Annotated in this window: 25 protein-coding genes and 1 pseudogene; 18 read left to right on the top strand and 8 right to left on the bottom strand. The window is 67.1% G+C overall.

Annotation, left to right across the window (positions count from 1 at the left end; genetic code table 11):
- The first annotated feature begins 50 nt into the window (after positions 1–50).
- The 6 genes from BLA15945_RS24145 (at position 51) to ftsB (ending at position 8,157) form a co-directional block, all read left to right on the top strand.
- Positions 51–2,534, top strand: a complete 2,484-nt coding sequence (locus BLA15945_RS24145) for a DNA internalization-related competence protein ComEC/Rec2 (RefSeq protein WP_174993521.1) — start codon at positions 51–53, stop codon at positions 2,532–2,534.
- Between the two features lie 188 nt (positions 2,535–2,722).
- Positions 2,723–3,568 carry an alpha/beta fold hydrolase gene (locus BLA15945_RS24140; RefSeq protein WP_059233728.1) on the top strand — a complete coding sequence of 282 codons (846 nt, stop codon included), beginning with the start codon at positions 2,723–2,725 and terminating at the stop codon, positions 3,566–3,568.
- Between the two features lie 181 nt (positions 3,569–3,749).
- The gene (locus tag BLA15945_RS24135; protein ID WP_059233729.1) at positions 3,750–5,402 is read left to right on the top strand and encodes a CTP synthase; all 1,653 of its coding nucleotides are present in this window, start codon (positions 3,750–3,752) and stop codon (positions 5,400–5,402) included.
- A 3-nt stretch (positions 5,403–5,405) separates the two neighbouring features.
- A complete protein-coding gene (gene kdsA, locus BLA15945_RS24130; protein WP_047898480.1) occupies positions 5,406–6,260 on the top strand; it encodes a 3-deoxy-8-phosphooctulonate synthase in 855 nt (284 codons plus the stop codon).
- A gap of 106 nt (positions 6,261–6,366) precedes the next feature.
- On the top strand, positions 6,367–7,650 hold the full coding sequence (gene eno / locus BLA15945_RS24125; RefSeq protein WP_011352544.1) for a phosphopyruvate hydratase: 1,284 nt from the start codon (positions 6,367–6,369) through the stop codon (positions 7,648–7,650).
- Between the two features lie 81 nt (positions 7,651–7,731).
- Entirely contained in the window at positions 7,732–8,157 is a 426-nt protein-coding gene (gene ftsB, locus BLA15945_RS24120; RefSeq protein ID WP_059233730.1) for a cell division protein FtsB, read from the top strand.
- Between the two features lie 86 nt (positions 8,158–8,243).
- Here the strand turns inward: ftsB and BLA15945_RS24115 are convergent, their stop codons facing one another.
- The 3 genes from BLA15945_RS24115 to BLA15945_RS24105 form a co-directional block, all read right to left on the bottom strand.
- The gene (locus BLA15945_RS24115) at positions 8,244–8,597 is read right to left on the bottom strand and encodes a hypothetical protein (protein WP_174993520.1); all 354 of its coding nucleotides are present in this window, start codon (positions 8,595–8,597) and stop codon (positions 8,244–8,246) included.
- 135 nt (positions 8,598–8,732) lie between these two features.
- A complete protein-coding gene (hslO, locus tag BLA15945_RS24110; protein ID WP_034188925.1) occupies positions 8,733–9,683 on the bottom strand; it encodes an Hsp33 family molecular chaperone HslO in 951 nt (316 codons plus the stop codon).
- 25 nt (positions 9,684–9,708) lie between these two features.
- Entirely contained in the window at positions 9,709–10,233 is a 525-nt protein-coding gene (locus BLA15945_RS24105) for a gamma carbonic anhydrase family protein (protein ID WP_059233732.1), read from the bottom strand.
- A 143-nt stretch (positions 10,234–10,376) separates the two neighbouring features.
- On the opposite strand from BLA15945_RS24105, the gene BLA15945_RS24100 reads away from it, so the two are divergent.
- The 10 genes from BLA15945_RS24100 (at position 10,377) to BLA15945_RS24055 (ending at position 19,423) form a co-directional block, all read left to right on the top strand.
- Complete coding sequence (locus BLA15945_RS24100; RefSeq protein WP_174993519.1) at positions 10,377–11,234, top strand: ferritin-like domain-containing protein; 858 nt, start codon at positions 10,377–10,379, stop codon at positions 11,232–11,234.
- Between the two features lie 169 nt (positions 11,235–11,403).
- Positions 11,404–12,294 carry an alpha/beta fold hydrolase gene (locus tag BLA15945_RS24095; RefSeq protein ID WP_174993518.1) on the top strand — a complete coding sequence of 297 codons (891 nt, stop codon included), beginning with the start codon at positions 11,404–11,406 and terminating at the stop codon, positions 12,292–12,294.
- Positions 12,295–12,374: 80 nt separating this feature from the next.
- Positions 12,375–13,205, top strand: coding sequence for a 3',5'-nucleoside bisphosphate phosphatase (locus BLA15945_RS24090; protein WP_059236689.1), 831 nt, complete (start codon positions 12,375–12,377; stop codon positions 13,203–13,205).
- Between the two features lie 66 nt (positions 13,206–13,271).
- Positions 13,272–13,904, top strand: a complete 633-nt coding sequence (locus BLA15945_RS24085; RefSeq protein ID WP_059233735.1) for an L-threonylcarbamoyladenylate synthase — start codon at positions 13,272–13,274, stop codon at positions 13,902–13,904.
- Positions 13,905–13,951: 47 nt separating this feature from the next.
- Positions 13,952–14,614, top strand: a complete 663-nt coding sequence (locus tag BLA15945_RS24080) for a site-2 protease family protein (RefSeq protein WP_059233736.1) — start codon at positions 13,952–13,954, stop codon at positions 14,612–14,614.
- An 8-nt stretch (positions 14,615–14,622) separates the two neighbouring features.
- Complete coding sequence (locus BLA15945_RS24075; RefSeq protein ID WP_006487046.1) at positions 14,623–15,825, top strand: tryptophan--tRNA ligase; 1,203 nt, start codon at positions 14,623–14,625, stop codon at positions 15,823–15,825.
- Between the two features lie 8 nt (positions 15,826–15,833).
- Positions 15,834–16,436, top strand: a complete 603-nt coding sequence (locus BLA15945_RS24070; protein WP_174993517.1) for a class I SAM-dependent methyltransferase — start codon at positions 15,834–15,836, stop codon at positions 16,434–16,436.
- 46 nt (positions 16,437–16,482) lie between these two features.
- Positions 16,483–17,385, top strand: a complete 903-nt coding sequence (dapA, locus tag BLA15945_RS24065) for a 4-hydroxy-tetrahydrodipicolinate synthase (protein WP_059233738.1) — start codon at positions 16,483–16,485, stop codon at positions 17,383–17,385.
- A 111-nt stretch (positions 17,386–17,496) separates the two neighbouring features.
- Positions 17,497–18,642: an outer membrane protein assembly factor BamC gene (gene bamC, locus BLA15945_RS24060; RefSeq protein ID WP_059233739.1), complete on the top strand. Its 1,146-nt coding sequence runs from the start codon at positions 17,497–17,499 to the stop codon at positions 18,640–18,642.
- Positions 18,643–18,646: 4 nt separating this feature from the next.
- Positions 18,647–19,423 (top strand): MBL fold metallo-hydrolase, encoded by a 777-nt coding sequence (locus BLA15945_RS24055; RefSeq protein ID WP_059233740.1) that lies wholly within the window; start codon positions 18,647–18,649, stop codon positions 19,421–19,423.
- Between the two features lie 113 nt (positions 19,424–19,536).
- Here BLA15945_RS24055 and BLA15945_RS24050 read toward each other — a convergent pair whose 3' ends face one another.
- From BLA15945_RS24050 to BLA15945_RS24045, 3 genes and pseudogenes are all read right to left on the bottom strand, one after another.
- On the bottom strand, positions 19,537–19,800 hold the full coding sequence (locus BLA15945_RS24050; RefSeq protein ID WP_034195863.1) for a hypothetical protein: 264 nt from the start codon (positions 19,798–19,800) through the stop codon (positions 19,537–19,539).
- A pseudogene (locus BLA15945_RS37960) lies at positions 19,730–19,976 on the bottom strand (hypothetical protein). The gene BLA15945_RS24050 and the pseudogene BLA15945_RS37960 overlap by 71 nt, the downstream one beginning before the upstream one ends.
- A gap of 56 nt (positions 19,977–20,032) precedes the next feature.
- A complete protein-coding gene (locus BLA15945_RS24045; protein ID WP_059233741.1) occupies positions 20,033–21,253 on the bottom strand; it encodes a cupin domain-containing protein in 1,221 nt (406 codons plus the stop codon).
- 32 nt (positions 21,254–21,285) lie between these two features.
- On the opposite strand from BLA15945_RS24045, the gene BLA15945_RS24040 reads away from it, so the two are divergent.
- Positions 21,286–21,828 (top strand): FKBP-type peptidyl-prolyl cis-trans isomerase, encoded by a 543-nt coding sequence (locus tag BLA15945_RS24040; protein WP_059233742.1) that lies wholly within the window; start codon positions 21,286–21,288, stop codon positions 21,826–21,828.
- Here BLA15945_RS24040 and BLA15945_RS24035 read toward each other — a convergent pair.
- Positions 21,808–23,079, bottom strand: a complete 1,272-nt coding sequence (locus tag BLA15945_RS24035; protein ID WP_174993547.1) for a hypothetical protein — start codon at positions 23,077–23,079, stop codon at positions 21,808–21,810. The genes BLA15945_RS24040 and BLA15945_RS24035 overlap by 21 nt on opposite strands.
- Positions 23,060–25,717, bottom strand: coding sequence for a DNA mismatch repair protein MutS (mutS, locus tag BLA15945_RS24030; protein ID WP_174993516.1), 2,658 nt, complete (start codon positions 25,715–25,717; stop codon positions 23,060–23,062). The genes BLA15945_RS24035 and mutS overlap by 20 nt, the downstream gene beginning before the upstream one ends.
- A gap of 350 nt (positions 25,718–26,067) precedes the next feature.
- Here mutS and BLA15945_RS24025 point away from each other — a divergent pair, with 350 nt between their 5' ends.
- Positions 26,068–26,301, top strand: coding sequence for a hypothetical protein (locus BLA15945_RS24025; RefSeq protein ID WP_059233783.1), 234 nt, complete (start codon positions 26,068–26,070; stop codon positions 26,299–26,301).
- Positions 26,302–26,323: the final 22 nt, after the last annotated feature.

The raw sequence follows: 26,323 nt of genomic DNA, 5'->3' as shown, positions 1-26,323 counted from the left end.
CGGAAGGCGCTGCGTTTTGTGGAGCGGCGCCAGGTCGACGAGGAGGCGGAATGCGCGTGGGGTGGGTCGCGTTCGCGCTCGGCGTCGTCGTGCTGCAGCGGCAGGCGGCGTTGCCGGGGGCGATCGCATGGACGATCGGGGCAATCCTGTTCGCGGGTTGCACGGTGCTGGGGGCGTGGTGCATGCGTCGCCGGCGCACGCGTACGACTGCCGCACTCGGCTGGATGCTGTGCGCGTTCGCGGCCTGCATCGCGGGGTTCGGTTATGCAGCTGCTCGGGCCGAATGGCGGTTGAGCGACCGCTTGCCTGCGGAATGGGAAGGGCGCGACATCGTCGTGACCGGCGTGATCCGGGGGCTGCCCGTCGTCGACGAGACCGGTGCGCGGCTGCTGTTCGCGGTCGAGTCGAACGATGCGGGGCTGGCCCGTTTTCCGCCGTTGATCCGGCTGTCGTGGCGCGCGTATGGCGCGGCCGCGACACGCGAAGCACGTCCCGACCTGCGTGCCGCACAGCGCTGGCGTTTCGTCGTGCGCCTGAAACGCCCGCATGCCGAGGCCAATCCCGGCGTGCGCGACGGCGAGGCGGCGTGGCTCGCCGCGGGCATTCGGGCAATCGGCCATGTCAGCGCGCCGCGCCGGGCGGCATTGCTCGATGCGCGCGCCTCGGGATGGCGGGCGACGATCGACCGGGTGCGCGATAGGTTGCGGACGCGCATCGGCGAAACGCTCGGTAGCGATGCAGCGCATCGCGGCATCGTCGCCGCGCTGGCGATCGGCGACCAGTCGGGTATCGGCGACGACGACTGGCGCGTCCTGCGCAACACGGGCACGAGCCACCTGGTCGCGATTTCCGGTCTTCATGTCGGGCTGGTCGGCGCGATGGCGGGCGGGCTCGTGTCGATGGTCTGGCGCCGGCTGCGCTGGCGCGCGCGGGCCGCGACGCTCGCGTTGCCTGCGCCTTACGCGGCCGCACTTGCCGCGCTGACGGCTGCGGCCGGCTATGCGGCGCTCGCCGGTTTCAACGTGCCGGCGCAGCGCGCGTGGTGGATGATCGCGGGCGGCGGCATCGCGTATCTGGCCGGACGCAGCGTGCCGACGTCCGCAGTGCTGTGCGCCGCGCTCGGCGGCGTGCTGCTCGCCGATCCGTGGGCCGTGCTGTCGGCCGGGTTCTGGCTGTCGTTCGGTGCAGTCGCCGTGATCCTGCTGGCCGTCGCCGGCTGGCGAGCGGTGCGTGAGGCGGACGCGGAAGGCGACGAGGGCAGCGGCGCGGCTCGTCTGTCGAGCCGGTTGCGCGCGCGGGGCATGCACGCCGGACGCCGCATCGCCGAGGCGACGCGCGTGCAGTACGCGGTGACGATCGGTCTCGCACCGCTCACGGCCGCATGGTTCGCGCAGATTTCCCTGTCGGGCCCGTTCGGCAATGCATTCGCGATTCCGTGGGTCAGTTCGGTCGTGACGCCGGTCGTGCTGGCCGGCATCGCCATGCCCGCACCATTCGATGCCTATGCGTTCCGGCTCGCCCATGTGGCGCTCGAACCGATGATGACGTTGCTCGGATACCTCGCCGGCTGGCCGGCCGGCGTGTTCCGGGTGCGCATGCCCGACTGGCCGGTGGTCGCGCTGGCTTGCCTGGGTGTCGTCTGGGCGCTGATGCCGCGCGGCTGGCCGTTGCGCTGGGCGGCGCCGCTCACGTGGCTGCCGCTCGTTGCGCCCGCACCTGACACGCCGCCGCCGGGCGGTTTCCGGTTGACCGTGCTCGATGTCGGGCAGGGTGCGTCGGTGCTGGTCGAAACCGCACGGCGAACCTTGCTGTTCGACGCGGGGCCGGGCGCGGAATCGACCCATGCCGGTACGCGAATCGTCGCGCCGATGTTACGTGCACGCGGCATCGCGACGATCGATTCGCTCGTGCTCAGCCACGCGGATGCCGATCATGCGGGCGGCGCACCGGCCGTCTATGCGGCGGCCGACGTGCGCCAGCTGTTGGCCGGCATTCCGTCGAACAGCCGGCTGTGGCGCGACGCGGCAGCCGCGGGCGTCGCCGACCGTCTGCCATGCGCGGCCGGGCAGCGCTGGCGCTGGGACGGCGTCGTCTTCACGATGCTGTGGCCGCCGGGCGGTCGAAGCACGGGCTCGTCGAACGGGCAATCGTGCGTGCTGCGCATCGACGCGGGCGGCACTTCCGCGTTGCTGACGGGCGACGTCGATGCACGCGGCGAGCGTCAGCTCGTGGGCACCGCGCGCGACGCGCTGGCCGCGCAGATCCTGGTCGTGCCGCACCACGGCAGCCGCACGTCGTCGGTCGAGCCTTTCCTCGATTCGGTCGGGCCGCGCGTTGCGGTATTTCCTGTAGGCTATCGCAATCGTTTCGGGCATCCGCACCGGAGCGTTCTCGCCCGCTACGAGGCGCGCGGGATTCCGCTGCCGCGCACCGATCGCGACGGCGCCATACGGTTCGACGTCGCACCGGCCGATGGCGGGTTCGCATTCGTGCGTTATCGCGACGAGCAGCGCCGGTACTGGATGGACCGGTGAACGCGGCGAAGGCCGGCGTATCAGAAAAAAGACGCGGGGCCGGCGTGAAGTACCGAAGCACGGCCCCGGCAGAAAACGAAGCATGGGGCGGGAGTCGGTGCTCAAGCATCACTCCCGTCGACCGCGAAGCATGGGGCCGGCGTCAGCGCTCAAGCGCTAACGCCGGCCGACAAAGGAGACATCGGCGTTTGAAGGACATCCTCCACTTCTCGCATGCGAACGGCTTCCCGGCGTCGACGTACCGGACGATCTTCGCCGAACTGGCCGACGACTACGAGCTGCGCTACATCGAACGGATCGGCCACGACCGCCGTTACCCGGTGACGCGCGACTGGCCGCACCTCGTCGAGCAGCTGCTCGACGACATCGGCCGCCGCTACGAGCGCCCGGTGTGGCTCGTCGGCCATTCGCTCGGCGGCTACCTGTCGCTGATGGCCGCGCTGAGGAAGCCGCAATGGGTGCGCGGCGTCGTGATGATCGATTCGCCGATCATCGCGGGCTGGCGTGCCGGCGCACTGCGCGCGAGCCAGTGGGCGGGGCTCGACGAGCGGCTGTCGCCGGCCGCCGCGACGCGCAACCGGCGCACGCGCTGGGTGAGCCGCGACGAAGTTTGGCGCCACTTCCGCGAGAAGCCGGCGTTCGCGCGCTGGGACGAACGGATGCTGGCCGACTACATCGACTACGGGATTCCGCAGGCGGGCGCCGATGGCGAGCGGGCGCTCGCGTTCGACCGGCAGGTCGAATACCTGATCTACCGGACGCTGCCGCACACGCTCGGCCCGCGGCTCGCGCACGGCGCGCCGGTGCCGCTCGGTTTCCTCGCCGGCACGCGATCGCGCGAGGTGCGGCAGGTCGGGCTCGATGCGACGCGACGTGCGGCGCGCGGCCGCGTCGAATGGCTGGAAGGCAGTCACCTGTTCCCGATGGAGCGGCCGCTCGAAACCGCGCGCGCATTGCAGCGGATGCTGAATTCGCTGAAGGCGGAGGAGGGCGGCGTTTCACAGGGCAGCGCCCCGCTCGCGAAGCGCGCCTGACGCGTCGCACGGGCCGCCGGGCTGCGCCCCGGCGCGGGCGCCGCACGCAGACCGGCCGGCCGGTTCGTCCAGGCGCGCACGGCTGGCGCGGGTCGGCGCGAAAGGGCGCGATCATCACGCCAATTGCTGAGAGAAGGGCGGGCTTTACGGTATAATCCGTTTTTCCCGCGAGCATCCAGCGATGACCAAATATGTTTTCGTCACCGGCGGCGTAGTTTCTTCCCTTGGCAAGGGTATTGCCGCCGCTTCCCTCGCCGCGATCCTTGAATCGCGCGGTCTGAAAGTCACCCTCCTCAAACTCGATCCGTACATCAACGTCGACCCCGGCACGATGAGCCCGTTCCAGCACGGGGAAGTGTTCGTGACGGAGGATGGGGCGGAGACGGACCTCGACCTCGGCCACTATGAGCGCTTCATCAGCACGAAGATGCGCAAGGCCAACAACTTCACGACCGGCCAGATCTACGAATCGGTGATCCGCAAGGAACGCCGCGGCGACTATCTCGGCAAGACCGTGCAGGTCATCCCGCACATCACGAACGAAATCCAGGCGTTCATCGAGCGCGGGGCCGCGTCGGCGACCTGCGGCGAGCCGGATGTCGCGATCGTCGAGATCGGCGGCACGGTCGGCGACATCGAGTCGCTGCCGTTCCTCGAGGCTGCGCGCCAGATGAGCCTGCGCCTCGGCCGCAACAGCGCGTGCTTCGTGCACCTGACGCTGGTGCCGTACGTTGCGACGGCCGGCGAGCTGAAGACGAAGCCGACCCAGCACAGCGTGCAGAAGCTGCGCGAGATCGGCATCCTGCCGCACGTGCTGCTGTGCCGTGCGGACCGCCGCATCCCGGACGACGAATCGAAGAAGATCTCGATGTTCTCGAACGTGCCGGAAGACGCCGTGATCTCGGTGTGGGACGCCGACAGCATCTACAAGATTCCGCAGATGCTGCACGACCAGGGCCTTGACCGGATCATCTGCGAGGAACTGAAGCTGTCGCCGAAGGATGCCGACCTGAGCATGTGGTCGGCGCTCGTCGAGAAGCTCGAGAACCCGAAGCACGAAGTGACGATCGGCATGGTCGGCAAGTACGTCGACCTGACCGAGTCGTACAAGTCGCTGATCGAGGCGCTGCGCCACGCATCGCTGCACACGTCGACCAAGGTCAACATCGAGTACATCGACTCGGAAGAGATCGAGGCGAACGGTGTCGACAGCCTGAAGCATCTCGACGCCGTGCTGGTGCCGGGCGGTTTCGGCCGTCGCGGCACGGAAGGCAAGATCGCGGCGATCCGCTATGCGCGCGAAGCCAAGGTGCCGTATCTCGGCATCTGCCTCGGCATGCAGCTCGCGGTGATCGAATTCGCGCGCGACGTCGTCGGCCTGAAGCAGGCGAACAGCACGGAATTCGAGCCGGACACGCCGGAACGCGTGGTCGCGCTGATCACCGAGTGGTACGACCGCGACGGCAAGGTCGAGACGCGCACCGAGGAATCCGATCTCGGCGGCACGATGCGCCTGGGTTCGCAGCGTTGCCCGATCAAGCCGGGCACGATGGCGGAAGAAATCTATGGCAAGGACGTGAACGAACGCCATCGCCACCGTTATGAAGTCAATAACCGCTTCGTGCCCCAGCTCGAAGCCGGCGGCCTTATCATCAGCGCCCGTACCCCGAGCGAGGATCTGCCGGAAATGATGGAACTGCCGCGTTCGATGCACCCGTGGTTCGTCGGCGTCCAGTTCCACCCGGAATTCACGTCCACGCCGCGTGACGGTCATCCCCTCTTCAAGTCGTTCGTCGAAGCCGCGCTCGCCAACAAGCAAGCGCGCGGAGTGTAAAGCATGAAGCTGTGCGATTTCGAGGTCGGACTCGACAAGCCTTTCTTCCTGATCGCGGGTACCTGCGTCGTCGAATCGGAGCAAATGACGATCGACACGGCGGGCCGCCTGAAGGAGATCTGCGAGAAGCTGAACGTTCCGTTCATCTACAAGTCGTCCTACGACAAGGCGAACCGCAGCTCGGGCAAGTCGTTCCGCGGCCTCGGAATGGACGAAGGCCTGCGGATCCTGTCCGAGGTGAAGCGCCAGCTCGGCCTGCCGGTGCTGACCGACGTGCATTCGATCGACGAGATCGAACAGGTCGCGTCGGTCGTCGACGTGCTGCAGACGCCGGCGTTCCTGTGCCGCCAGACCGACTTCATCCACGCGTGCGCGCGTTCGGGCAAGCCGGTCAACATCAAGAAGGGCCAGTTCCTCGCGCCGCACGACATGAAGAACGTGATCGACAAGGCGCGCGACGCGGCACGTGAGGCGGGGCTGTCGGAAGACCGTTTCATGGCATGCGAACGCGGCGTCTCGTTCGGCTACAACAATCTCGTGTCGGACATGCGTTCGCTCGCGATCATGCGCGAAACGAACGCGCCGGTCGTGTTCGATGCGACCCACTCGGTGCAGTTGCCGGGCGGGCAGGGCACGAGCTCCGGCGGCCAGCGCGAATTCGTGCCGGTGCTCGCGCGTGCAGCGGTCGCGACGGGCGTCGCCGGCCTCTTCATGGAAACCCACCCGAATCCGGCCGAAGCGAAGTCGGACGGCCCGAACGCGGTGCCGCTGAACCGGATGGGTGCGCTGCTGGAGACCCTCGTCACGCTCGACCAGGCGGTGAAGCGCAATCCGTTCCTGGAAAACGATTTCAATTAAAGATCGAATGAACCTTGCGGCGGCTTCGCGCGTCTGTAGCGAAAGCGGTTCCGGCGCGCACGCCGTCGCAGTTTGAAGAATCCATCGTCATTCTCAGAGGAAACCCATGAGTGCCATCGTAGATATCATCGGCCGCGAGATTCTGGATTCGCGCGGCAACCCCACCGTCGAATGCGACGTGCTGCTCGAATCGGGCACGATGGGCCGCGCGGCGGTGCCGTCGGGCGCGTCCACCGGCTCGCGTGAAGCGATCGAACTGCGCGACGGCGAAGCCGGCCGCTACAACGGCAAGGGCGTGCTGAAGGCAGTCGAGCACATCAACACCGAAATCTCCGAAGCCATCATGGGCCTCGACGCGTCGGAACAGGCGTTCCTCGACAAGACGCTGCTCGAGCTGGACGGCACCGACAACAAGTCGCGCCTCGGCGCGAACGCGATGCTGGCCGTGTCGATGGCCGTCGCGAAGGCAGCCGCTGAGGAAGCCGGCCTGCCGCTGTACCGCTATTTCGGCGGCTCGGGCGCGATGCAACTGCCGGTGCCGATGATGAACATCGTCAACGGCGGCGCGCACGCGAACAACAGCCTCGACATCCAGGAATTCATGATCGTCCCGGTGAGCCAGCCGACGTTCCGTGAAGCCCTGCGTTGCGGCGCGGAAGTGTTCCACGCACTGAAGAAGATCCTGAGCGACCGCGGCATGAGCACGGCAGTCGGCGACGAAGGCGGTTTCGCACCGAACTTCGGCAGCAACGACGAGTGCCTGTCGACGATCCTGCAAGCGATCGAGAAGGCCGGCTACCGTGCGGGCGAAGACGTGCTGCTCGCGCTCGACTGCGCGGCATCCGAGTTCTACCACGACGGCAAGTACCAGCTCGCGGGCGAAGGCCTGCAACTGTCGTCGGCCGAATTCACCGACTACCTCGCGACGCTCGCCGACAAGTTCCCGATCGTGTCGATCGAGGACGGCATGCACGAAAGCGACTGGGAAGGCTGGAAGCTGCTGACCGACCGCCTCGGCAAGAAGGTGCAGCTGGTCGGCGACGACCTGTTCGTCACGAACACGCGCATCCTGAAGGAAGGCATCGAGAAGGGCATCGCGAACTCGATTCTCATCAAGATCAACCAGATTGGTACGCTGACCGAAACGTTCGCGGCGATCGAGATGGCGAAGCGCGCGGGCTACACGGCCGTGATCTCGCACCGCTCGGGCGAAACGGAAGATTCGACGATCGCCGATATCGCGGTCGGCCTGAACGCCGGTCAGATCAAGACGGGTTCGCTGTCGCGCAGCGACCGCATCTCGAAGTACAACCAGCTGCTGCGCATCGAGGAAGACCTCGGCGACATCGCTAGCTACCCGGGTAAATCGGCTTTCTATAACCTGCGCTAACGCGCTACTATCGGGTTCGTCATATCGACGCCGCTCTGCGCATGTGCGCGGAGCGGCGCTTCTTATATCTGCGTCTCTTACATGCGGCTTGTCACTGTCGTCCTGATTGCCTTGCTGGCGCTCATTCAGTACCCCCTATGGTGGGGACACGGCGGCTGGCTGCGGGTGCATGAATTGCGTCAGCAGCTCGACGACCAGCTCCAGAAGAATGCGGACGAGAAGTTGCGCAACGAGCGTACTGCGGGCGAAGTGCAGGATCTGCAGAGCGGCACCGCGGCCATCGAGGAGCGTGCGCGCTACGAGATGGGCATGGTGAAGGACGGCGAAGTCTTCGTGCAGTTCGTGTCGCCCAATGCACCTGCAGGACCGCTGAACACCACGCCGGCGGACACGTCCACGCGCGGTACCGTCTCCGCGGCGCCGGTGCGTGTCGTGCCGAATCCGCAGTCGATCGCGAAGCCGTCGCGGCATCATGGCGGCGACAAGGGCAAGACGGCGCATCACTGATCGCGATACGCCGTATCCATTGAAAAAGCGCGGGAAATGCCGCGCTTTTTTATTTCCTGCCAGTCGTCAATCGGCCGGGCGACCGCTTACCACCAGCCCGGGTAGCCGTAGCCGACACCCGTTCCCCAGCGATTTCCCCATCCGCCGTAGTACCCGCCGTAGACCGTCACGGGCGGCGGCGAGTAATAGGCCCACGCGCGCGCGGCCGCTTCGGCGGCCATCGCGCTGTTCTGCTCGCGCAGGACCTGCCGGTCGATCTCGTCGTAGCGCTTGCGTTCGGCGCTCGACAGCGCGGGCGGCTGGCCGTTCGACGCGCCCGGCTCGGGCAGGCGGCTCAGGAGCGTGGACGTCGGCGGCGGCATCGCGCAGCCGGCGAGCGCGAGCGTACCGGCGGCAACGCTCGTCAGGATGAGGGTGCGAAACGGGCGGAGGCGATTCATGGGTTTCTCCAGCAGCGCGCCGGTGGCGGGAAGCGGCTTGCGCCGGAGGCCGAGCCTCCGGCGCCGAAGCCATGCGTACGGCGCTCGTGCGTCATTATGCGCCCGTGCCCGGATCGCGGGCGGCGGGCGCGCCGCTCAGTGACGCTGGTCGGTGGCCGGCGCAATGCCGGTTTCGACGCCGGGCGCCGCGAACAACTGCGCGACGTCCACGGGATCGAATTCGTAGCGCTGATTGCAGAACTCGCAGTGGATCTCGACGTGGCCGCGCTCGACGATCACGCTGTCGACTTCCTCGCGGCCGAGCATGCGCAGCATCGCGCCGACCTTCTCGCGCGAGCACGAGCACTGGAAGCGCGTGCCGGCCGGTTCGAAGTGCTGCACGTTTTCCTGCCAGAACAGCCGGCGGAACACGACTTCCGGTTCGACCTCGAGCAGTTCCTTCGCGGACAGCGTGCCGCCGAGCGTGCAGACGCGCTCCCACGTGTCGATATCGGTTTCGGCGTTGCGCGGCACGATGCCGCCGTCGCCCGGCAGCTTCTGCAGCAGCATGCCGACCGCGCGGTCGCGATCGGCCGCGAGCCACAGCCGCGTGTCGAGCTGCTCCGAGTGGTGCATGTAGTGCTCGAGCACCTGCGACACCGATTCGAGCGGGCCGTCGACGCCGTTCAGCGGCACGATGCCCTGGTACGGCTGCTGGCCCGGCAGTTTGTCGGCCGGGTCGAGCGTGATCACGCAACGGCCGTGGCCGCTTGCGTTGACGAGCGACGCGAAGCTCGTGTCGTCGCCGATCGTCTGCGCCGCGTCGCCGGCGAATTTCGCGGTGGCCCGCATCGACAGATCCGAACCGCACTGGACGACCAGCATCTGGACCGGCCCGTCGCCGAAGATCTGCATGATCAGGGTGCCGTGAAATTTCAGGTTCGCGGACAGCAGCGCGCACGCGGCCATCATCTCGCCGAGCACCGTGCGCACCGGGGCAGGGTAGTCGCGGCGGGCGAGCACTTCCTGCCACGTATTGCGCAGCGAAACGATCTCGCCGCGCACGGGCGCCGCATTGAACATGAACTTCTGTAACTGGTCGCTCACTCTTCTTCCTTGAAATCCGTGCGAATCACCCGATCCGCACGAGTTGCTCCTTGAAATGCGCGCGCCGCTCGACATACGTCTTCGCGTTTGCGCGCAGCCGCGCGATGTCTTCCGCCGACAGCTCGCGCACGACCTTCGCCGGCGCGCCGAGAATCAGCGAGTTGTCCGGGAACGTCTTGCCTTCCGTCACGACCGCGCCGGCACCAACCAGACAGTTGCGGCCGATGACCGCCCCATTCAAGACCACCGCCTGAATCCCGATCAGCGAACCTTCGCCGATCGTGCAGCCGTGCAGCATGGCCTGGTGCCCGATCGTCACGTTTTCGGCAATCGTCAGCGGAAAGCCCGGGTCCGTATGCAGGACCGCGCCTTCCTGGACGTTGCTGCCCGGGCCGACCGTAATCGTCTCGTTGTCGCCGCGAATCGTCGCGCCGAACCACACGCTCGCGTTCTCCTCGAGCACGACCTTGCCGATGATGGCCGCCGTATCGGCGACGAATACGCTTTCGTGGATCGTCGGGGCCGTATCGCCCAGCTTGTAGATCGTCACGGAGTCTCCTTGTCTCTTCGATGATGGGCGCCGGTAGAATGGCGCGTCCGGTTTGCCCGGCGCATGGCGCCGCGGAACAATCGCATATTGTAAACCGTCGCGTGCAACTGCTCCCGCGACGCGTACGCAGGGTGTCCCCGTTTATGAGCATGGCGTCTTCTTCCTTCGGCAATGCGCCGGTTTGTGTGCGCGGCGCGGCGCTCGACGCGCTGCGCGTGTCCGAACCCGCGGCCAAGGCCGCGCAGGTGCGCGCGCTGCACGAGGCATGGCGGGCCGGGCGCGCCGAGATCGCGGCGTCGCGCGAGCTGCCCGAACCGGCCGATCTGCCCGGGCACCCGGCGCGCCCGCCGCTCGTCGAGCCGCGCCAGCTCCAGCGGCGCAGCATGCGTTCGCCCGAAGGGCGCGCCGTGCTGCTGCACGCGCTCGCCCATATCGAGTTCAACGCGATCAACCTGGCGCTCGACGCGGTCTGGCGTTTCGCGGGCCTGCCCGACGCGTTCTATGCGGACTGGCTGAAGGTCGCGGCCGAGGAGGCCTATCACTTCACGCTGCTGTCGGACCGTCTCGCGGCATTCGGGCACGCGTACGGCGATTTCCCCGCGCACAACGGATTGTGGGAGATGTGCGAGCGGACCCGGCGCGATGTGCTGGCGCGCATGGCGCTCGTGCCGCGCACGCTCGAGGCCCGCGGGCTCGACGCGTCGCCGCCGATCCGCGCGCGGCTCCTTCAGGCGGGCGACGACGCGTCGGCCGCGATCCTCGACGTGATCCTGCGCGACGAAATCGGCCATGTCGCGATCGGCAACCGCTGGTTCCGGCATTTGTGCGATGACGCCGGCCGCGATCCGGTGCCGACCTACCGGCAGCTCGCCGAGCAATATCAGGCGCCGCGGCTGCGCGGCCCGTTCAACTTCGATGCGCGGCGCGACGCCGGCTTCGAGCAGGCCGAACTCGACGCGCTGGCCGCGCAGGACGCGGCGGACGGCACCGCCGCGCCATAGCCGGATCGCGGTCGGCCGCTTCTCGCCGGCCACCGGCCCGCGCACCCGGCCGAGCGGGTTTCCTGCTGGCCTGCGCACGTCGCCGCTAGAGCGGAGCCTCGATTGCCGGCCGCCCGAACGGGGGCGTCGTCGCTATAATCGAACGACCATTCTTTTTTTGGCGGCTGCAATGAGTGCCTCGAGTTCTGTTTCCGATTTCGTCACGGTGCGCGGCGTCAAGCTGCATGTGCGGCGCTGGGGCCGGCCCGATGCGCCGATGCTGTTCATGCTGCACGGCTGGATGGATGTCGCGGCGTCGTTCCAGTTCGTCGTCGATGCACTGGCGGGCGACTGGCAGGTGATCGCACCCGATGCGCGCGGCTTCGGGCTGTCCGACTGGCCGGTCGCGCGGCAGGGCGGCGGCCACTACTGGTTCCATGAATACCTGAGCGACCTCGATGCGCTCGTCGACCACTACGCGCCGGCCGGCGAAGTCAACCTGGTCGGGCACAGCATGGGCGCGAACGTCGTCTGTCTGTACGCCGGCGCACGGCCGGAGCGCGTGCGGCGCGTGGTCGACCTCGAGGGTTTCGGGCTTGCGCCGTCTCGGGCGGAACAGGCGCCGCGCCGGCTGCGCGGCTGGCTGGACGAACTGCGCGCGCCGCCGGCGCTGCGGCCTTATGCGTCCCTCGACGACGTGGCGGCGCGCCTGATCAAGACCAACCCGCGGCTCGCCCCGCGTCGGGCCGCGTTCCTCGCCGAGCACTGGTCGAAGCGCGGCGACGACGGCTTGTACCACCTGCTGGCCGACCCCGCGCACAAGATGCCGGGCCCGCAGCTGTACCGGCTCGACGAGGTGATGGCCACCTGGAAGCAGGTGCGTGCGAAGGTGCTGCACGTCGAGGCCGTCAATTCGCCGACGCTTGCGTACATCGCCGGCGACATCCCGCTGCCGGAATTCAAGGCGCGCTTCGACGCGTTTCCGGACTGGCGCGAAAAGCTCATCGACGATGCCGGTCACATGGTGCATCACGACCAGCCCGAGCAGGTCGCGGCGCTGATCGAGGCGTTCTGCGCGTAGGCGCGACATCGGCGGCGGGGCAGGCGGGCGGCGCGATTGCCGCGTTGCAGTAGAATGAAGCCTTACCTGCCATGCCGACAATGAACGCTGATCTCCACTGCCATTCCAATGTATCCGACGGGTTGCTGTCGCCTGCCGACGTCGCGCGCCGTGCGCATGCCGGCGGCGTGACCCTGTGGGCGCTGACCGACCACGACGAGATCGGCGGCCAGGCGGCAGCGCGCAGCGAGGCGGAAGCACTCGGCATGCGCTACCTGAGCGGCGTCGAGATTTCGGTCACGTGGGCGTCGCGCACCGTGCACATCGTCGGGTTGAACATCGATCCCGCGAACCCGGCGCTCGTCGACGGCCTGTACCGCACGCGCCATGGCCGCGCGGCGCGCGCGGTGGCGATCGGCGAGCAGCTCGCGACGCTCGGCATCCCCGGCGCGTACGAAGGGGCGCTCAAGTACGTCTCGAATCCCGACCTGATCTCGCGCACGCATTTCGCGCGCTTTCTCGTCGAAAACGGCCACGCCGAATCGACGTCCGACGTGTTCGACCGCCTGCTCGGCGACGGCAAGCCCGGCTTCGTCCCGCATCGCTGGGCGTCGCTGCCCGACGCGGTCGGCTGGATCCGTACGGCAGGCGGCGAAGCCGTGGTCGCGCATCCGGGCCGCTACCGCTATACGCCTGTCGAATTCGACGCGTTCTTCGGCGAATTCATCGATCTGGGCGGCCGCGCGATCGAGGTCATCACGGGCAGCCACACGCCCGACCAGTACCGTGAATACGCGGACGTTGCGCGCCGCTTCGGCTTCGAAGTGTCGCGCGGCTCGGATTTCCATGCGCCGGGCGAGGGCCGCGTCGAGCTCGGCAGCCTGCCGCCGTTGCCGTCCGATCTCACACCGGTCTGGGAGCGCTGGCTCTGACGCCGGGCGGCTGACCGCCGCCCGTGCCGCCGTGCGTTGCCGATTTCTCCCCCTTTACGTACCCCCATGTCCCAGTTCTTCAGGATTCATCCGGATAATCCGCAGCCGCGCCTGATCAAGCAGGCGGTGGAGATCGTCAGCAAGGGCGGCGTGATCGCGATGCCGACCGATTCGAGCTATGCGCTCGCGTGCCATCTCGACGACAAGGATGCGGTCGAGCGCGTGCGCCGGATCCGCGGCCTCGACGAGAAGCAGCATCTGTCGCTGCTCGTGCGCGACCTGTCGGAGCTTGCCAACTTCGCGATGGTCGACAACCGCCAGTACCGGCAGATCAAGTCGGTGACGCCGGGCCCGTACGTGTTCATCCTGCAGGCGACCAAGGAAGTGCCGCGCCGGCTGTCGCACCCGTCGCGCAAGACGATCGGGCTGCGCGTGCCCGACCATGCGATCACGCTCGCGTTGCTGGAGTCGCTCGGCCAGCCGCTGCTCGGCACGACGCTGATCCTGCCGCCGGATGACGAGCCGCTCAACGATCCCGAAGAAATCCGCACGCGGCTCGAGAAGCAGGTCGATCTCGTGATCGACGGCGGCGCGTGCCCGCGGGAACCGTCGACGGTGATCGACCTGACCGGCGACGAGCCCGAACTCGTGCGGATGGGGCGCGGCGCGCTCGAACCGTTCGGCCTCTCGGCCGCATAAGCGAGCCGTTCATTTTTGCGCGAGTGCGCTTGTTACAATAACGCGATATGGATGCTTCCCTGATACAGACCATCGCTGTCTACGCGCTGCCCGTGATCTTCGCGATCACGCTGCACGAGGCCGCGCACGGCTATGCCGCCCGCCTGCTCGGCGACAACACCGCCTACGTGATGGGGCGCGTGTCGTTCAACCCGATGCGCCACATCGATCCGCTCGGCACGATCGCGATCCCGCTCGTGATGTACTTCCTGACGGGCGGCGCGTTCCTGTTCGGCTATGCGAAGCCGGTGCCGGTGTCGTTCGGCAACCTGCGCAATCCGCGCTGGGGCAGCCTGTGGGTATCGCTCGCGGGCCCGGCCTGCAACTTCGTGCAGGCGCTGGTCTGGGGCCTGCTGACCCTCGTGCTGCCCGCCGTCGGCGTCGACGAGCCGTTCTTCACGCGGATGGCGTTTGCCGGCGTCAGCGCGAACCTCGTGCTCGGCGTGCTGAACCTGTTTCCGCTGCCGCCGCTCGACGGCGGCCGCATTCTGGCGGCGCTGCTGCCGCCGAAGCAATCGATCGCGCTGTCGCGCATCGAGCCGTACGGTTTCATCATCGTCCTCGCGCTGGTCGCGACGGGCGTGCTGACGAACTTCTGGCTGCGTCCGCTCGTCAACGTCGGCTACGCCGTCCTGAGCGCCATCCTGTCCCCATTCGCCTCGCTTTTCTAACGATAATCATGTTCCCAGAACGTATTTTCTCCGGCATGCGACCTACCGGGTCGCTGCACCTCGGTCATTACCACGGCGTGCTGAAAAACTGGGTGAAGCTGCAGTCCGAGTACCCGTGCTTCTTCTGCGTCGTCGACTGGCATGCGCTGACGACGCACTACGAGACTCCCGAGGTCATCGAGAAGAACGTGTGGGACGTGTTGATCGACTGGCTCGCGTCCGGCATCGATCCGGCACAGGCGACGCTGTTCATCCAGAGCAAGGTGCCCGAGCATGCCGAACTCGCGCTGCTGCTCGGCATGAGCACGCCGCTCGGCTGGCTCGAACGCGTGCCGACCTACAAGGAGCAGATGGAGAAGCTGAAGGACAAGGACTTGTCCACCTACGGCTTCCTCGGCTACCCGGTGCTGATGGCGGCCGACATCCTGCTGTATCGCGGCTCGCTCGTGCCGGTCGGTGAAGACCAGGTGCCGCACGTCGAGATGACGCGCGAGATCGCGCGGCGCTTCAACTACCTGTATGGCCGTGAGCCCGGCTTCGAGGAGAAGGCGCTCGAAGCCGCGAAGAAGCTCGGCGGCAAGCGCGCGAAGCTTTATCACGAGCTGCGCAACGCCTATCAGCAGGAGGGCGACGACGAGGCGCTCGAACAGGCGCGCGCGATGCTGCAGGAATCGCAGAGCCTGTCGATGAGCGACCGCGAGCGCCTGTTCGGCTATCTCGAAGGCGCGCGCAAGATCATCCTGGTCGAGCCGCAGGCGCTGCTGACCGAAGCATCGCGGATGCCGGGCCTCGACGGCCAGAAGATGTCCAAGTCGTACGGCAACACGATCGGCCTGCGCGAAGACGCGGAGACGATCACGAAGAAGGTCCGCACGATGCCGACCGATCCCGCGCGCGTGCGCCGCACCGATCCGGGCGATCCGGACAAGTGCCCGGTGTGGCAGCTGCACCAGGTCTATACGGACGAAGCGACGCACGAGTGGGTGCAGAAGGGTTGCCGCTCGGCGGGCATCGGTTGCCTCGATTGCAAGCAGCCGGTCGTCGAAGGCATCCTGCGCGAACAGCAGCCGATGCTCGAGCGCGCGCAGAAGTACATGGACGATCCGTCGCTGTTGCGCGCGATCGTCGCGGACGGTTGCGACAAGGCGCGCAAGTACGCGACGGAAACGATGCGTGACGTGCGCGACGCGATGGGCCTGTCGTACAACTGATCCGGCGCATGAGCGAATCCGTCATCGCCGCCGCGGGCGGCCACGTCGCGCAGGCCGAGCCGTCGCGCTGGGTCGCCCAATGGTCGCGGCTCGTCCCGGCCGGCGGCGCGGCGCTCGACGTCGCCGCGGGCGGTGGCCGCCATGCGCGCTGGTTCGCGTCGCACGGGCATCCGGTCGTCGCGCTCGACCGCGATCCGGCCGCGCTGGCCGCGTTGCGCGCGATTCCCGGCGTCGATGCCCGCGCGGCCGATCTCGAAGGCGCGCGGTGGCCGCTGCCGGCCGGCGAGCAGTTTGCGGCCGTGATCGTCACGAATTACCTGCATCGTCCGCTCTGGCCCCATCTGCTCGATGCAGTGGCGCCGGGCGGCGTGCTGATCTACGAAACCTTCGCGCAAGGAAACGAAACGGTCGGCAAACCGTCCAACCCCGCGTTCCTGCTCGCCCCGGGCGAGCTGCTGGACGCCGTACACGGCCGCCTGCGGGTGGTTGCGTACGAGGACGGTTTCGTCGCCGCGCCGCGCGAGGCGTTCGTCCAGCGTCTCTGCGCGGTGCGCGAGGGCGCGACCCCGAAGGCGGGGGCGGGAATTCCACGTTACGAACTGCCCGGCTAATCCGCTACAATCTCAACGTTTACCGGTACACATTCAATCGCGTTTCATGGCTAACGGCACCCAAGACGGCATTCAAATCCGCGGCAGCATCCCCGCGATCGTCACCCCGATGCTCGAAGACGGCAGTCTCGACCTGCCGGCGTTTCGCAAACTGATCGACTGGCACATCGCGGAAGGCACCGATGCGCTGGTCGTGGTCGGTACGAGCGGCGAGTCGGCAACGCTCAACGTCGAAGAGCACATCCTGATGATCCGCACGGCGGTCGAGCATGCGGCAAAACGCATCCCGATCATCGCGGGCGCGGGCGGCAATTCGACCGCCGAGGCGATCGAGCTGACGAAGCACGCGAAGGCTGTCGGCGCGGACGCGACGCTGCAGGTCGTGCCGTACTACAACAAGCCGACACAGGAAGGCATGTACCGCCACTTCCGGACGATCGCCGAAGCGGTCGACCTGCCGGTGATCCTGTACAACGTGCCGGGCCGCACGGTCGCGGACATGGCGAACGAGACGACGCTGCGCCTCGCGGAAGTGCCGGGCATCATCGGCGTGAAGGAAGCGACCGGCAACATCGATCGCGCCGCGCACCTGATCAAGGCCGCACCGAAGCATTTCGCGATCTACAGCGGCGACGATCCGACCGCGATCGCGCTGATGCTGCTCGGCGGCCACGGCAACATCTCGGTGACGGCGAACGTCGCACCGCGTGCGATGAGCGACCTGTGCCGCGCGGCGCTGGCTGGCGATGTCCAGACGGCACGCGCGCTGCACATGAAGCTGCTGTCGCTGCACAAGAACCTGTTCATCGAAGCGAACCCGATCCCGGTGAAGTGGGCGCTGCAGGCGATGGGCAAGATGCAGGGCGGCATCCGGTTGCCGCTCACGGCGCTCGACGAGCGCTGCCACGATGCCGTGCGTTCGGCCCTCGTCGAGGCCGGCGTCCTCTGATGCCGAGGCGGCCGCGTCCTGCGGCCGCCGGCTCGACCCCTGATCAACCCGCACCGGCCGGCTCCGTCCGGCGCCGCTCCTGACGAGCGTTCTAGCAAGACGAAGGATTTCATGAAACGTTTCGCCATTTCCTCTCGCACCATCCAGCTGTCGGTGATGGTGCTGGCGCTGGGCGCGCTCGCTGGCTGCGATACGCTGAACGACTACCTGGCCCCCGACCGGGTCAACTACAAGAACACCGGTTCGGCGCCGCCGCTGGCCGTGCCGAGCGACCTGAAGCCGGTGCCGACGACGCAGCAGTTCGTCGCGCCGCCGAGCAACGCGGGGCTCGGCACGCTGCCGCCGCGGGTCACGACGCAGGCCGGCAATGCGACCGACGGCATCCCGAGCGCGCAGGATCCGCTCGGCATGCACATCGAGCGCGACGGCGATCGCCGCTGGCTGGTCGTTGATGGCCGCACGCCCGAGCAACTGTGGCCGATCCTGAAGGAATTCTGGCAGGAGAACGGCTTCTCGCTGAAGACCGATGCGCCGTCGACGGGCATCATGGCCACCGACTGGGCTGAAAACCGCGCGAACATTCCGGATGACTGGTTCCGCCGCACGATCGGCAAGGTCATCGATTTCGCGTACTCGTCGGGCACGCGCGACCGCTTCCGCACGCTCGTGAACCGCACGTCGGACGGCAACACCGACATCTCGATCACGCACAGCGCGATGGAAGAAATGATGGTCGGCCCGCAGGGCGGCACGTCGTCGCGCTGGGAAGAGCGTCCGCGCAACCCGGTGCTCGAAGCCGTGTTCCTGTCGAAGCTGATGCAGAAGTTCGGCCTGACCGACGCGCAGGCGAAACAGCTGCTGACCGATGCGCATCCTGCGACGGCACCCGCGCAGGTTAGCGACACGAGTGGCGGCGCGGCGACGCTGCAGCTGGCCGAGTCGTTCGACCGTGCGTGGCTGCGCGTGGGCCTGGCGCTCGACCGCACCAACTTCACGGTCGACAATCGCGACCGCGAGAAGGGCGTGTACACGGTCCGCTATGCGAATACGATGGAAGAGCTCAAGCGTGACGGCCTGTTCGGCAAGCTGTTCTACGGCGGCCCGTCGGCAGCGAAGCCGGGCAAGGAATACCTCGTCAACGTGCGCGCGCAAGGCGCCGGCGGCACGCAGGTCGCGGTGGTCGGCGCAAACGGCCAGGTCGACAACTCGTCGGACGCGCAGCGGATCATTTCGCTGCTGCACGCTCAGCTGAACTGAGCGCGTGAGATTCGCCAGCCTCGGAAGCGGCAGCGAAGGTAACGCGCTGGTTGTCGAGGCCTCGAGCGGCACGACAACCACGCGCGTGCTGCTCGACTGCGGTTTTTCCGCCAAGGAGGTCGAGCGCCGGCTCGGCCGACTGAATCTCGGCATCGATGATCTCGATGCGATCCTCATCACCCACGAACACAGCGACCACGTCGGCAGTGCGCTGACGCTCGCCCGCCGCGCATCGCTGCCGCTCTATATGAGCTGGGGTACCGCGCGCGCGGTCGGCGCGGACGAGGCCGATGTCGATCTCCACGTGCTGTGGGGCGACGAGACGGCCGCGATACAGGATCTGGCCGTGATGCCCTACACGGTCCCCCACGATGCGCGAGAACCGCTCCAGTTCGTCTTCATGGACGGCTGCAGCCGGCTCGGCGTGCTGACGGACGTCGGGATGGCCACGCCGCACATTACGGCCGTCCTGAGCGGTTGTGACGCGCTGGTGCTCGAATCCAACCACGATACCGCGATGCTGGCCGGCAGCCGCTATCCGCAGTCGCTGAAGGCGCGGATCGGCGGCAATCACGGCCACCTGAGCAACGACGCGGCGGCCGACATCCTCGCGTCGCTCGAACGCAGCCGCCTCCAGCACCTGGTCGCGGCGCACCTGAGCCAGCAGAACAACCTGCCGGAACTGGCTCGCCGGGCGTTCGGCGGCGTACTGGGGACGGATGGGGAGGACGTGATCGTGGCCTCGCAGGACGCGGGCTTCGACTGGCTGATGCTCGGGTGAGCAGGACGGGGCCGTTACGGCGGCCCGCTGCGGCGGCCGGGCGATGTGTACGGAAACGGCAGACGCAAAAAAACCGGCCCTCGGGCCGGTTTTTTTTCAGCTGACGCTGAGGCTTACTGGCTTGCGCCCGAAGCCGGAGCAGCCGTCGCTGCCGAAGCAGCCGACGCCACTGCAGCAGCAGCGTCGCTCGCAGCAGCCGTTGCCGACGAAGCAGCGGCAGCAGCGTCGCTCGCTGCACCAGCAACTGCCGAAGCAGCCGTCGAAGCAGCAGCAGCCGCGTCGCTTGCAGCCGACGAAGCAGCTTGATCAGCGCTCTTGTTGCAAGCAGCCAGTGCAACAGCAGCCAACAGGGAAGCTACGAGGAGGGATTTCTTCATGATCACGTCCTTTTATGGTTAAAGGTAAGCAACAGCGCGAAACAATACCGGTAATGTGCTCCAACACCGACCTGGGCCGCTGGTGGAGATGCACTTCTTAGAGCGTGAATCTTCCCTACGGCTTGGGCGGAAATTATATGCACTTTCCTATCGACCGTCGACAAATGCGGGGTCAATACGTTGTCTTTCCCATACAGAATTTGATCCGTACGGGCATACGGGGCGACTCACACTAATTCCGGTTTCCGACCCGTATCCAGCCCGCACGATACCACTCGTGCAATAAGGCTGTCATTGAGGGAACCCGGGATAGTGTTACAAACCGTTTCGCCTCCATCTGGCGTTGATTGGCCAGTTCGGGCAGCCATTCACCGGCCTGCTCGAGCGGTCCTTCCTCGCCATTAATGAAGTACGAGCGCGCGTTATACATCAATGCGGCCCTTCTGTCGAGACACACGCCACGCCGTGACGCTTGCGTGACGAACGCGGATTCTGACAGCGGACGCTCGGGCGGGTCGAAAACGACGTTCGGTTTGGGTTCGCTCAGGTAGCAACCGAGGAATTCTGCGACGTCGCGCTTGCGCCAGCGGATCGCGTCGACGATCTCGGCGACACGCTCGACCATCGCCGGCGGCAACTGCGCGGGCGTGTCGACGGCCGGCTGCTTCGGGTCGCGGTAGAGATCGTCGCCGCCCCCGTCGCGCAGGCCGCCGCGCTCCGCGAGATAGTACAGGAACTGGGCGCCCAGTTCGCCGGCGGACGGGGCCCGGAAGCCGATCGAGCAGGTCATGCACTCGCCTTCGGCGACGCCGTCGTGCGCAATGTGCGGCGGCAGGTACAGCATGTCGCCGGGCTCCAGCACCCATTCGTCGCCCGGTTCGAAGTTTTCGAGGATCTTCAGCGGCACGTCCGGCTGCAGCGACAGGTCCTTCTGCGCACCGACGCGCCAGCGGCGCCGGCCTTCGACCTGCAGCAGGAAGACGTCGTACGAATCGAAATGCGGGCCGACGCCGCCGCCGTCCGTCGCATACGAGATCATCAGGTCATCCAGGCGCGCGTCGGGGATGAAGCGGAAGCGGTCGAGCAGCGTGCGGGCCGCGTCGACGTGCAGATCAAGCCCTTGCACGAGCAGGGTCCAGGACTTGCGCGTGACGGCAGGCAGCGCGCCCGGTTCGAACGGACCGTGCGCCAGTTGCCACTTGTTACGAAAATGGGTGATCAGTCGCGATTCGGCGTCATAGTCGCCAGCCAGCTCGAACAAGGCGTCGCGCGTAACCGGCGAGGCGACACCGGGGATCGCCTGGCGGATCAGCAGCGGCTTCTTTTGCCAGTAGCCGCGCATGAATTGCGCCGGCGTAAGGCCGCCGAGCAGCGGTGTGGGAAGATCGGAAGGCGGCGCGCCGAGCGGGGCGGCAGCGGCATCCCGCGGTTCGGCTTGAGACCGGTTGCGCATCGTATAATGACAGTTGTATTTGGGAGAATTGGATGAAAATCGCAAAAAACACCGTCGTGTCGGTCACTTACAAGCTGTCGGATGCACAGGGCAATCTGATCGAGGAAAGTGACGAGCCGATGGTCTATCTGCACGGCGGCTATGATGGCACGTTCCCCAAGATCGAGGAACAACTCGACGGCCATGAGCCGGGCTACGAGGCAGAGGTTCAGCTCGAGCCGCAGGACGCGTTCGGCGACTACGATCCCGAACTCGTGAAGATCGAGCCGCGTGATCGTTTCCCCGAGCCGCTGGAAGTGGGCATGCAGTTCGAAGGCACGCCGGAAGACGGCGACGAGGAAGTCGATTCGCTGATCTACACGGTCACCGACATCGCCGAAGACAAGGTCGTGCTCGACGGCAATCACCCGCTGGCAGGCATGGCGCTGCGTTTCGCGCTCACCGTGAAGGACGTTCGCGAAGCCACCGAAGACGAAATCGAGCATGAGCATGCGCATGGCGCGGAAGGGCTCGAGATCGTCGACGAGGATGACGACGAAGACGGCGAAGCACCGTCAGGGCGTACCCTGCACTGAGCTTGCAGGCAGGCCGGGCGCCGGCCCCGATGCAGGGGGCGGCGACGGCCACGACGCGCCGCCCGGGGCGGCGCCGTCGCCCTGCAGTGGCGGCGCGACCGACGACGAGTCGGGCAGCGCCGGCAACGCGGGGATTTCCGGCATCTGCGGCAGCGGCACGTCGTCACGCGGCACGAGCGGCAATGCGGGCGGCACGGGCAGGTTCTTCGGCACCTCCTGCAGGCTCACGTTGAAGATCGTCTGCCGTGACGGCGACACGCTCACCTTAACCCACTGATTCGCCGGATGGCGCGGTCCGATCGCGACGCGCGTCAGGTTTCCGACCAGTTCACCGTCGTCAGCGTGTAGCGGACGGTCGATCAGAAAGCCGTTCGCCAGCGGTTCGCCGCTCGCGTGCATCACCAGTATCGGGCCGCGGAACGTCGCCGCTGCCTTCACCAGCGTTCGTTTCAGTTCCCGGAAGCCGTCGCGCACGCGCGGCCGGTTGAAGCGCAGCCATGCGAAGCGCTCCGAGCGTTCATAGCGTTCGAACTGCGGATCGCCCTCGAAAATCACGACCATCGCGCGCGCCTCGCGACGCTTCGCATATTCGGCCGCGTGGTCGATCCAGAAGCCGTTCGCGATGATGCGGTCCTCGAACTCGCCGTTGCGGCCGCCGGCCGTCAGGTAGTGGTTGTTCGGCGCCGGCGCGTTGAGTGCAACGTAGACGATGTCGTCGCGCATCCAGCGCGCGTTCTCGCGATACGGCCGGAACCGGGCGACTTCGCTCTCTCGTGTGATCTGCAGCGCACCGGGGTCGGGCAGCGCCGAATCGGCGAGCAGCGTTTGCCGCAGGAAATCGAGCCGCTCGACCGGATCGTAGCCACCGCCGGCCGCGGTGTTGCACGTCAGCCAGTCGTCGTGGCCGGGAATGAACACGAGCGGCACGCGCGCCGAATCCAGGATCGCGCCGCGCTGCGAATACAGCGCATCGCGGCACGCTTCCTTCGAACCCTTGAGATCGCCCGCATAGACGACGAAAGCGAGGTTGCGCTCGCGCGCGATCGAATCGAGCAGCCGCTGGGCCGACGGCTCGTCTGCCGGGGCGTTGATGACGCCCGACACGACCGCGAACGAGTAGGGCGCGGCGGTGCGCTTCGGCGGTGCAGCCTGCGCACCGGCCTGCGCGAGCGCGAGTACCGCCGCGACGAGCGCGGCGACGGCGCGAGCCGGCAGGCCCCGCGCAATGCGCTTACGCGTGCCCGTCGGCATCATGCGACCGGACCAGCGTGCGCAGTTCGTACAACAGGTCGAGCGCCTCGCGCGGCTTGAGATCGTCGGGATCGATGTCGCGCAGTTTTTCGAGCGCCGGATGCGGCGTGTCGGGCAGGGCCGGCGCGTCCGCGCATTCGAGACCGTCGACAGCGGCCGGCGGCGCGCTGAACAGGTCGAGTTGCGGCGTGTGCTGCGATGCCGACTGCTGTTCGAGATACGCGAGGTGCTTGCGCGCGGCGCGGATCACCGGCGCCGGGACGCCCGCGAGCTGCGCGACCTGGAGGCCGTAGCTCTGGTTCGCCGGGCCTTCGTTGACCGCGTGCAGGAACACGATGCCATGGCCGTGCTCGACGGCCGACAGGTGGACGTTGGCCGCTTGCGGGAATTCGGCCGGCAGTTGCGTCAGCTCGAAGTAGTGCGTTGCGAACAGCGTGTAGCACGTGTTGTGCGCCAGCAGGTGGCGCGCGATCGCCCACGCGAGCGCGAGGCCGTCGAACGTCGACGTGCCGCGGCCGATCTCGTCCATCAGCACCAGGCTTTGCGGCGTCGCGTCGTTGAGGATCGCAGCGGCTTCGGTCATTTCGACCATGAACGTCGAGCGGCCGCCCGCGAGATCGTCGGCTGCGCCGATGCGCGTGAAGATCCGGTCGATCGGCCCGAAGCAGGCCGACTTCGCCGGCACGTAGCTGCCGACGTACGCCATCAGCGCGATCAGTGCGGTCTGCCGCATGAACGTCGACTTACCGCCCATGTTCGGACCGGTGATCAGCAGCAGCTTGCGCTCGGTGCCGAACCGGCAGTCGTTCGCGATGAACTGCTCGACCTGCGCTTCGACGACCGGGTGGCGGCCCTGTTCGATGTCGATGCCGATCTCGTCGGTGAAAGTCGGCGCAACCCAGTCGAGCGCACGCGCGCGTTCGGCGAAGGCGGCGAGCAGGTCGAGCTCGGCGAGTGCGGACGCGACGCGCTGGCACTCGGGGATGAACGGCAGCAACGCCTGCAGCACCGAGTCGTACAGCGCGCGCTCGCGCGCGAGCGCGCGCTCCTGCGCGGACAGTGCCTTGTCCTCGAAGGTCTTCAGCTCGGGCGTGATGTAGCGCTCGGCGTTCTTCAGCGTCTGGCGGCGGCGGTAATCGTCGGGCACCTTGTCCGTCTGGCCGCGCGTGACCTCGATGTAGAAGCCATGCACCTTGTTGTATTCGACGCGCAGGTTCGCGATGCCGGTGCGCGTGCGCTCGCGCGCTTCGAGATCGATCAGGAACTGCCCGCAGTTCTCCGAAATGTCGCGCAGTTCGTCGAGCTCGGCGTCGTAGCCGCGTGCGATTACGCCACCGTCGCGCACCATCGCGGCCGGCTCGGGCGCAATCGCGCTGGTGAGCAGGTCGAGGCATTCAGCGGGCGGTGCGAGCGCCGCGTCGACGCGCGTGAGCGCATCCGCGTTCGCGACGATCGCGCTGATGCGCTCGCGCAGCGCTGGCAGCGCGGCGAACGTATCGCGCAGGCTCGACAGGTCGCGCGGCCGCGCGGACAGCAGCGCGAGACGTCCGGTGATCCGTTCGACGTCGGCGATCTGGCGCAGCGCGCTGCGCAGCGCATCGAGGCTCGCGTTTGCCGGCGCGTCGAGCAGGGCGCCGATCGCTTGCTGGCGCGACTGCGCGGCGACCGACGCGCGCGGCGGGTGATGCAGCCAGTGACGCAGCAGGCGGCTGCCCATCGTCGTGCAGCAGGTGTCGAGCAGCGAATACAGCGTTGGCGACTCGGTGCCGCGCAGCGTCTCGGTCAGTTCGAGGTTGCGGCGCGTGGCCGGGTCGAGCCCGATGTATTCGGTTTCGTTCTCGACCTTCAGGCTGCGCACGTGCCGCAGTTGTTGACCTTGCGTCGCCGCGGCATAGAGCAGCAGCGCGCCGGCCGCGCCGCACGCGCTCGTCAGCGAGTGTGCGCCGAAGCCGTCGAGGCTCGCGACATCGAGCTGGTCGCACAGGCGCTGTGTGCCGGATGCGATGTCGAAATGCCAGGCCGGCACGCGCTTGCTCGCGCCCGCGCCCGCGGGCACGGCGTCGGTCGCGCCGTCCGGCGTCAGGATTTCGGCCGGCCGGATGCGCTCGAGTGCGGCGGCGAGCTGTTCAGGTTCGATTTCGGCGAGCCGCAGTGCGCCGCTGGCGAGGTTCAGCCACGCGAGGCCGACATTGACCGCGACACCGCGCTTGTTGTGGCCCGTGCACATCGCGAGCAGATACACGTCGTTCTTGTCGGACAGCAGCGCGGCATCGGTCAGCGTGCCGGGCGTGACGACGCGCACGACCTTGCGCTCGACGGGGCCCTTCGACGTGGCCGGATCGCCGATCTGCTCGCAGATCGCGACCGATTCGCCCATCTTCACGAGCTTCGCCAGATACTGTTCGACCGCGTGATGCGGCACGCCGGCCATCTTGATCGGCGTGCCGGCCGATGCACCGCGCTGCGTGAGGGTCAGGTCGAGCAGGCGCGAGGCCTTTTCCGCGTCTTCGAAGAACAGCTCGTAGAAGTCGCCCATCCGGTAGAAGACGAGCGTGTCGGGGTGATCTGCCTTGATGCGCAGGTACTGCTGCATCATGGGGGTGTGGCCGGCGAAGGCTTCGGGCGACAGCGTGGTCATAGGTCAGGCATGAGGTTGTTGCTTTGGTTGCCCGAGTTTACCAGCGGGCCGGACACGACTGCGCGAAGTTCGCCGTTCGGCCAGTTGCAGACGTTGGGAATCGGCAGCGACCCGTGTTCCTGCCCCAGCTCGTGGGCTTTGCGCTGCGGGCGCTACCCGCCACGTAGTGCTAACCCCGGCACACCAGTTGCGGTCGGCAGTCTAGATTGTGACTGTACGGGTTCGCTGATCGAACATCGGACGTTCTGTCCATTTCCTCGATATGTCGACCGGAGACCGCTACGTGAACGAATCGACCTACCGTGTCATTTTCGGCTTTGTCGTGATCTGCCGACCGTGACGGAGGACATATGACGCATCCCTTGTACGAATTGCTTAGTAACCTCGACGAACGCCGCCTCTTTTATACATTGGGCCGACATCGCCCGGACACCATTCTGATCTCGATAACTGTGCCAGGTGAGCGTATCGAGATCGACGTGTTCGACGATGGGCATATGGAGATGTCCCGCTTTTCCGGAGATGAGAGTGTAATCGACGACCAACAAATGATTTTAAAGGCTATCGAGGGGGCTTCCGAGTGAACGAGGTTGGCCATGAGATGCA

The sequence above is a fragment of the Burkholderia arboris genome (assembly GCF_902499125.1).
Classification (GTDB): domain Bacteria; phylum Pseudomonadota; class Gammaproteobacteria; order Burkholderiales; family Burkholderiaceae; genus Burkholderia; species Burkholderia arboris.
This window is presented reverse-complemented; position numbering and strand designations above follow the sequence as displayed.

Excerpts from the sequence above, each read along its gene's own strand:
- BLA15945_RS24045 (WP_059233741.1), bottom strand. The coding sequence starts at position 21,253 with ATGCGCAACCGGTCTCAAGCCGAACCGCGGGATGCCGCTGCCGCCCCG.
- BLA15945_RS24115 (WP_174993520.1), bottom strand. The coding sequence starts at position 8,597 with ATGAATCGCCTCCGCCCGTTTCGCACCCTCATCCTGACGAGCGTTGCC.
- BLA15945_RS24025 (WP_059233783.1), top strand. The coding sequence starts at position 26,068 with ATGACGCATCCCTTGTACGAATTGCTTAGTAACCTCGACGAACGCCGC.
- BLA15945_RS24040 (WP_059233742.1), top strand. The coding sequence starts at position 21,286 with ATGAAAATCGCAAAAAACACCGTCGTGTCGGTCACTTACAAGCTGTCG.
- BLA15945_RS24090 (WP_059236689.1), top strand. The coding sequence starts at position 12,375 with ATGAACGCTGATCTCCACTGCCATTCCAATGTATCCGACGGGTTGCTG.
- BLA15945_RS24085 (WP_059233735.1), top strand. The coding sequence starts at position 13,272 with ATGTCCCAGTTCTTCAGGATTCATCCGGATAATCCGCAGCCGCGCCTG.
- BLA15945_RS24050 (WP_034195863.1), bottom strand. The coding sequence starts at position 19,800 with ATGAAGAAATCCCTCCTCGTAGCTTCCCTGTTGGCTGCTGTTGCACTG.
- eno (WP_011352544.1), top strand. The coding sequence starts at position 6,367 with ATGAGTGCCATCGTAGATATCATCGGCCGCGAGATTCTGGATTCGCGC.
- BLA15945_RS24100 (WP_174993519.1), top strand. The coding sequence starts at position 10,377 with ATGAGCATGGCGTCTTCTTCCTTCGGCAATGCGCCGGTTTGTGTGCGC.
- BLA15945_RS24080 (WP_059233736.1), top strand. The coding sequence starts at position 13,952 with ATGGATGCTTCCCTGATACAGACCATCGCTGTCTACGCGCTGCCCGTG.
- BLA15945_RS24075 (WP_006487046.1), top strand. The coding sequence starts at position 14,623 with ATGTTCCCAGAACGTATTTTCTCCGGCATGCGACCTACCGGGTCGCTG.
- bamC (WP_059233739.1), top strand. The coding sequence starts at position 17,497 with ATGAAACGTTTCGCCATTTCCTCTCGCACCATCCAGCTGTCGGTGATG.
- BLA15945_RS24095 (WP_174993518.1), top strand. The coding sequence starts at position 11,404 with ATGAGTGCCTCGAGTTCTGTTTCCGATTTCGTCACGGTGCGCGGCGTC.
- kdsA (WP_047898480.1), top strand. The coding sequence starts at position 5,406 with ATGAAGCTGTGCGATTTCGAGGTCGGACTCGACAAGCCTTTCTTCCTG.
- BLA15945_RS24145 (WP_174993521.1), top strand. The coding sequence starts at position 51 with ATGCGCGTGGGGTGGGTCGCGTTCGCGCTCGGCGTCGTCGTGCTGCAG.
- ftsB (WP_059233730.1), top strand. The coding sequence starts at position 7,732 with ATGCGGCTTGTCACTGTCGTCCTGATTGCCTTGCTGGCGCTCATTCAG.
- BLA15945_RS24035 (WP_174993547.1), bottom strand. The coding sequence starts at position 23,079 with ATGCCGACGGGCACGCGTAAGCGCATTGCGCGGGGCCTGCCGGCTCGC.
- BLA15945_RS24070 (WP_174993517.1), top strand. The coding sequence starts at position 15,834 with ATGAGCGAATCCGTCATCGCCGCCGCGGGCGGCCACGTCGCGCAGGCC.
- dapA (WP_059233738.1), top strand. The coding sequence starts at position 16,483 with ATGGCTAACGGCACCCAAGACGGCATTCAAATCCGCGGCAGCATCCCC.
- BLA15945_RS24135 (WP_059233729.1), top strand. The coding sequence starts at position 3,750 with ATGACCAAATATGTTTTCGTCACCGGCGGCGTAGTTTCTTCCCTTGGC.
- mutS (WP_174993516.1), bottom strand. The coding sequence starts at position 25,717 with ATGACCACGCTGTCGCCCGAAGCCTTCGCCGGCCACACCCCCATGATG.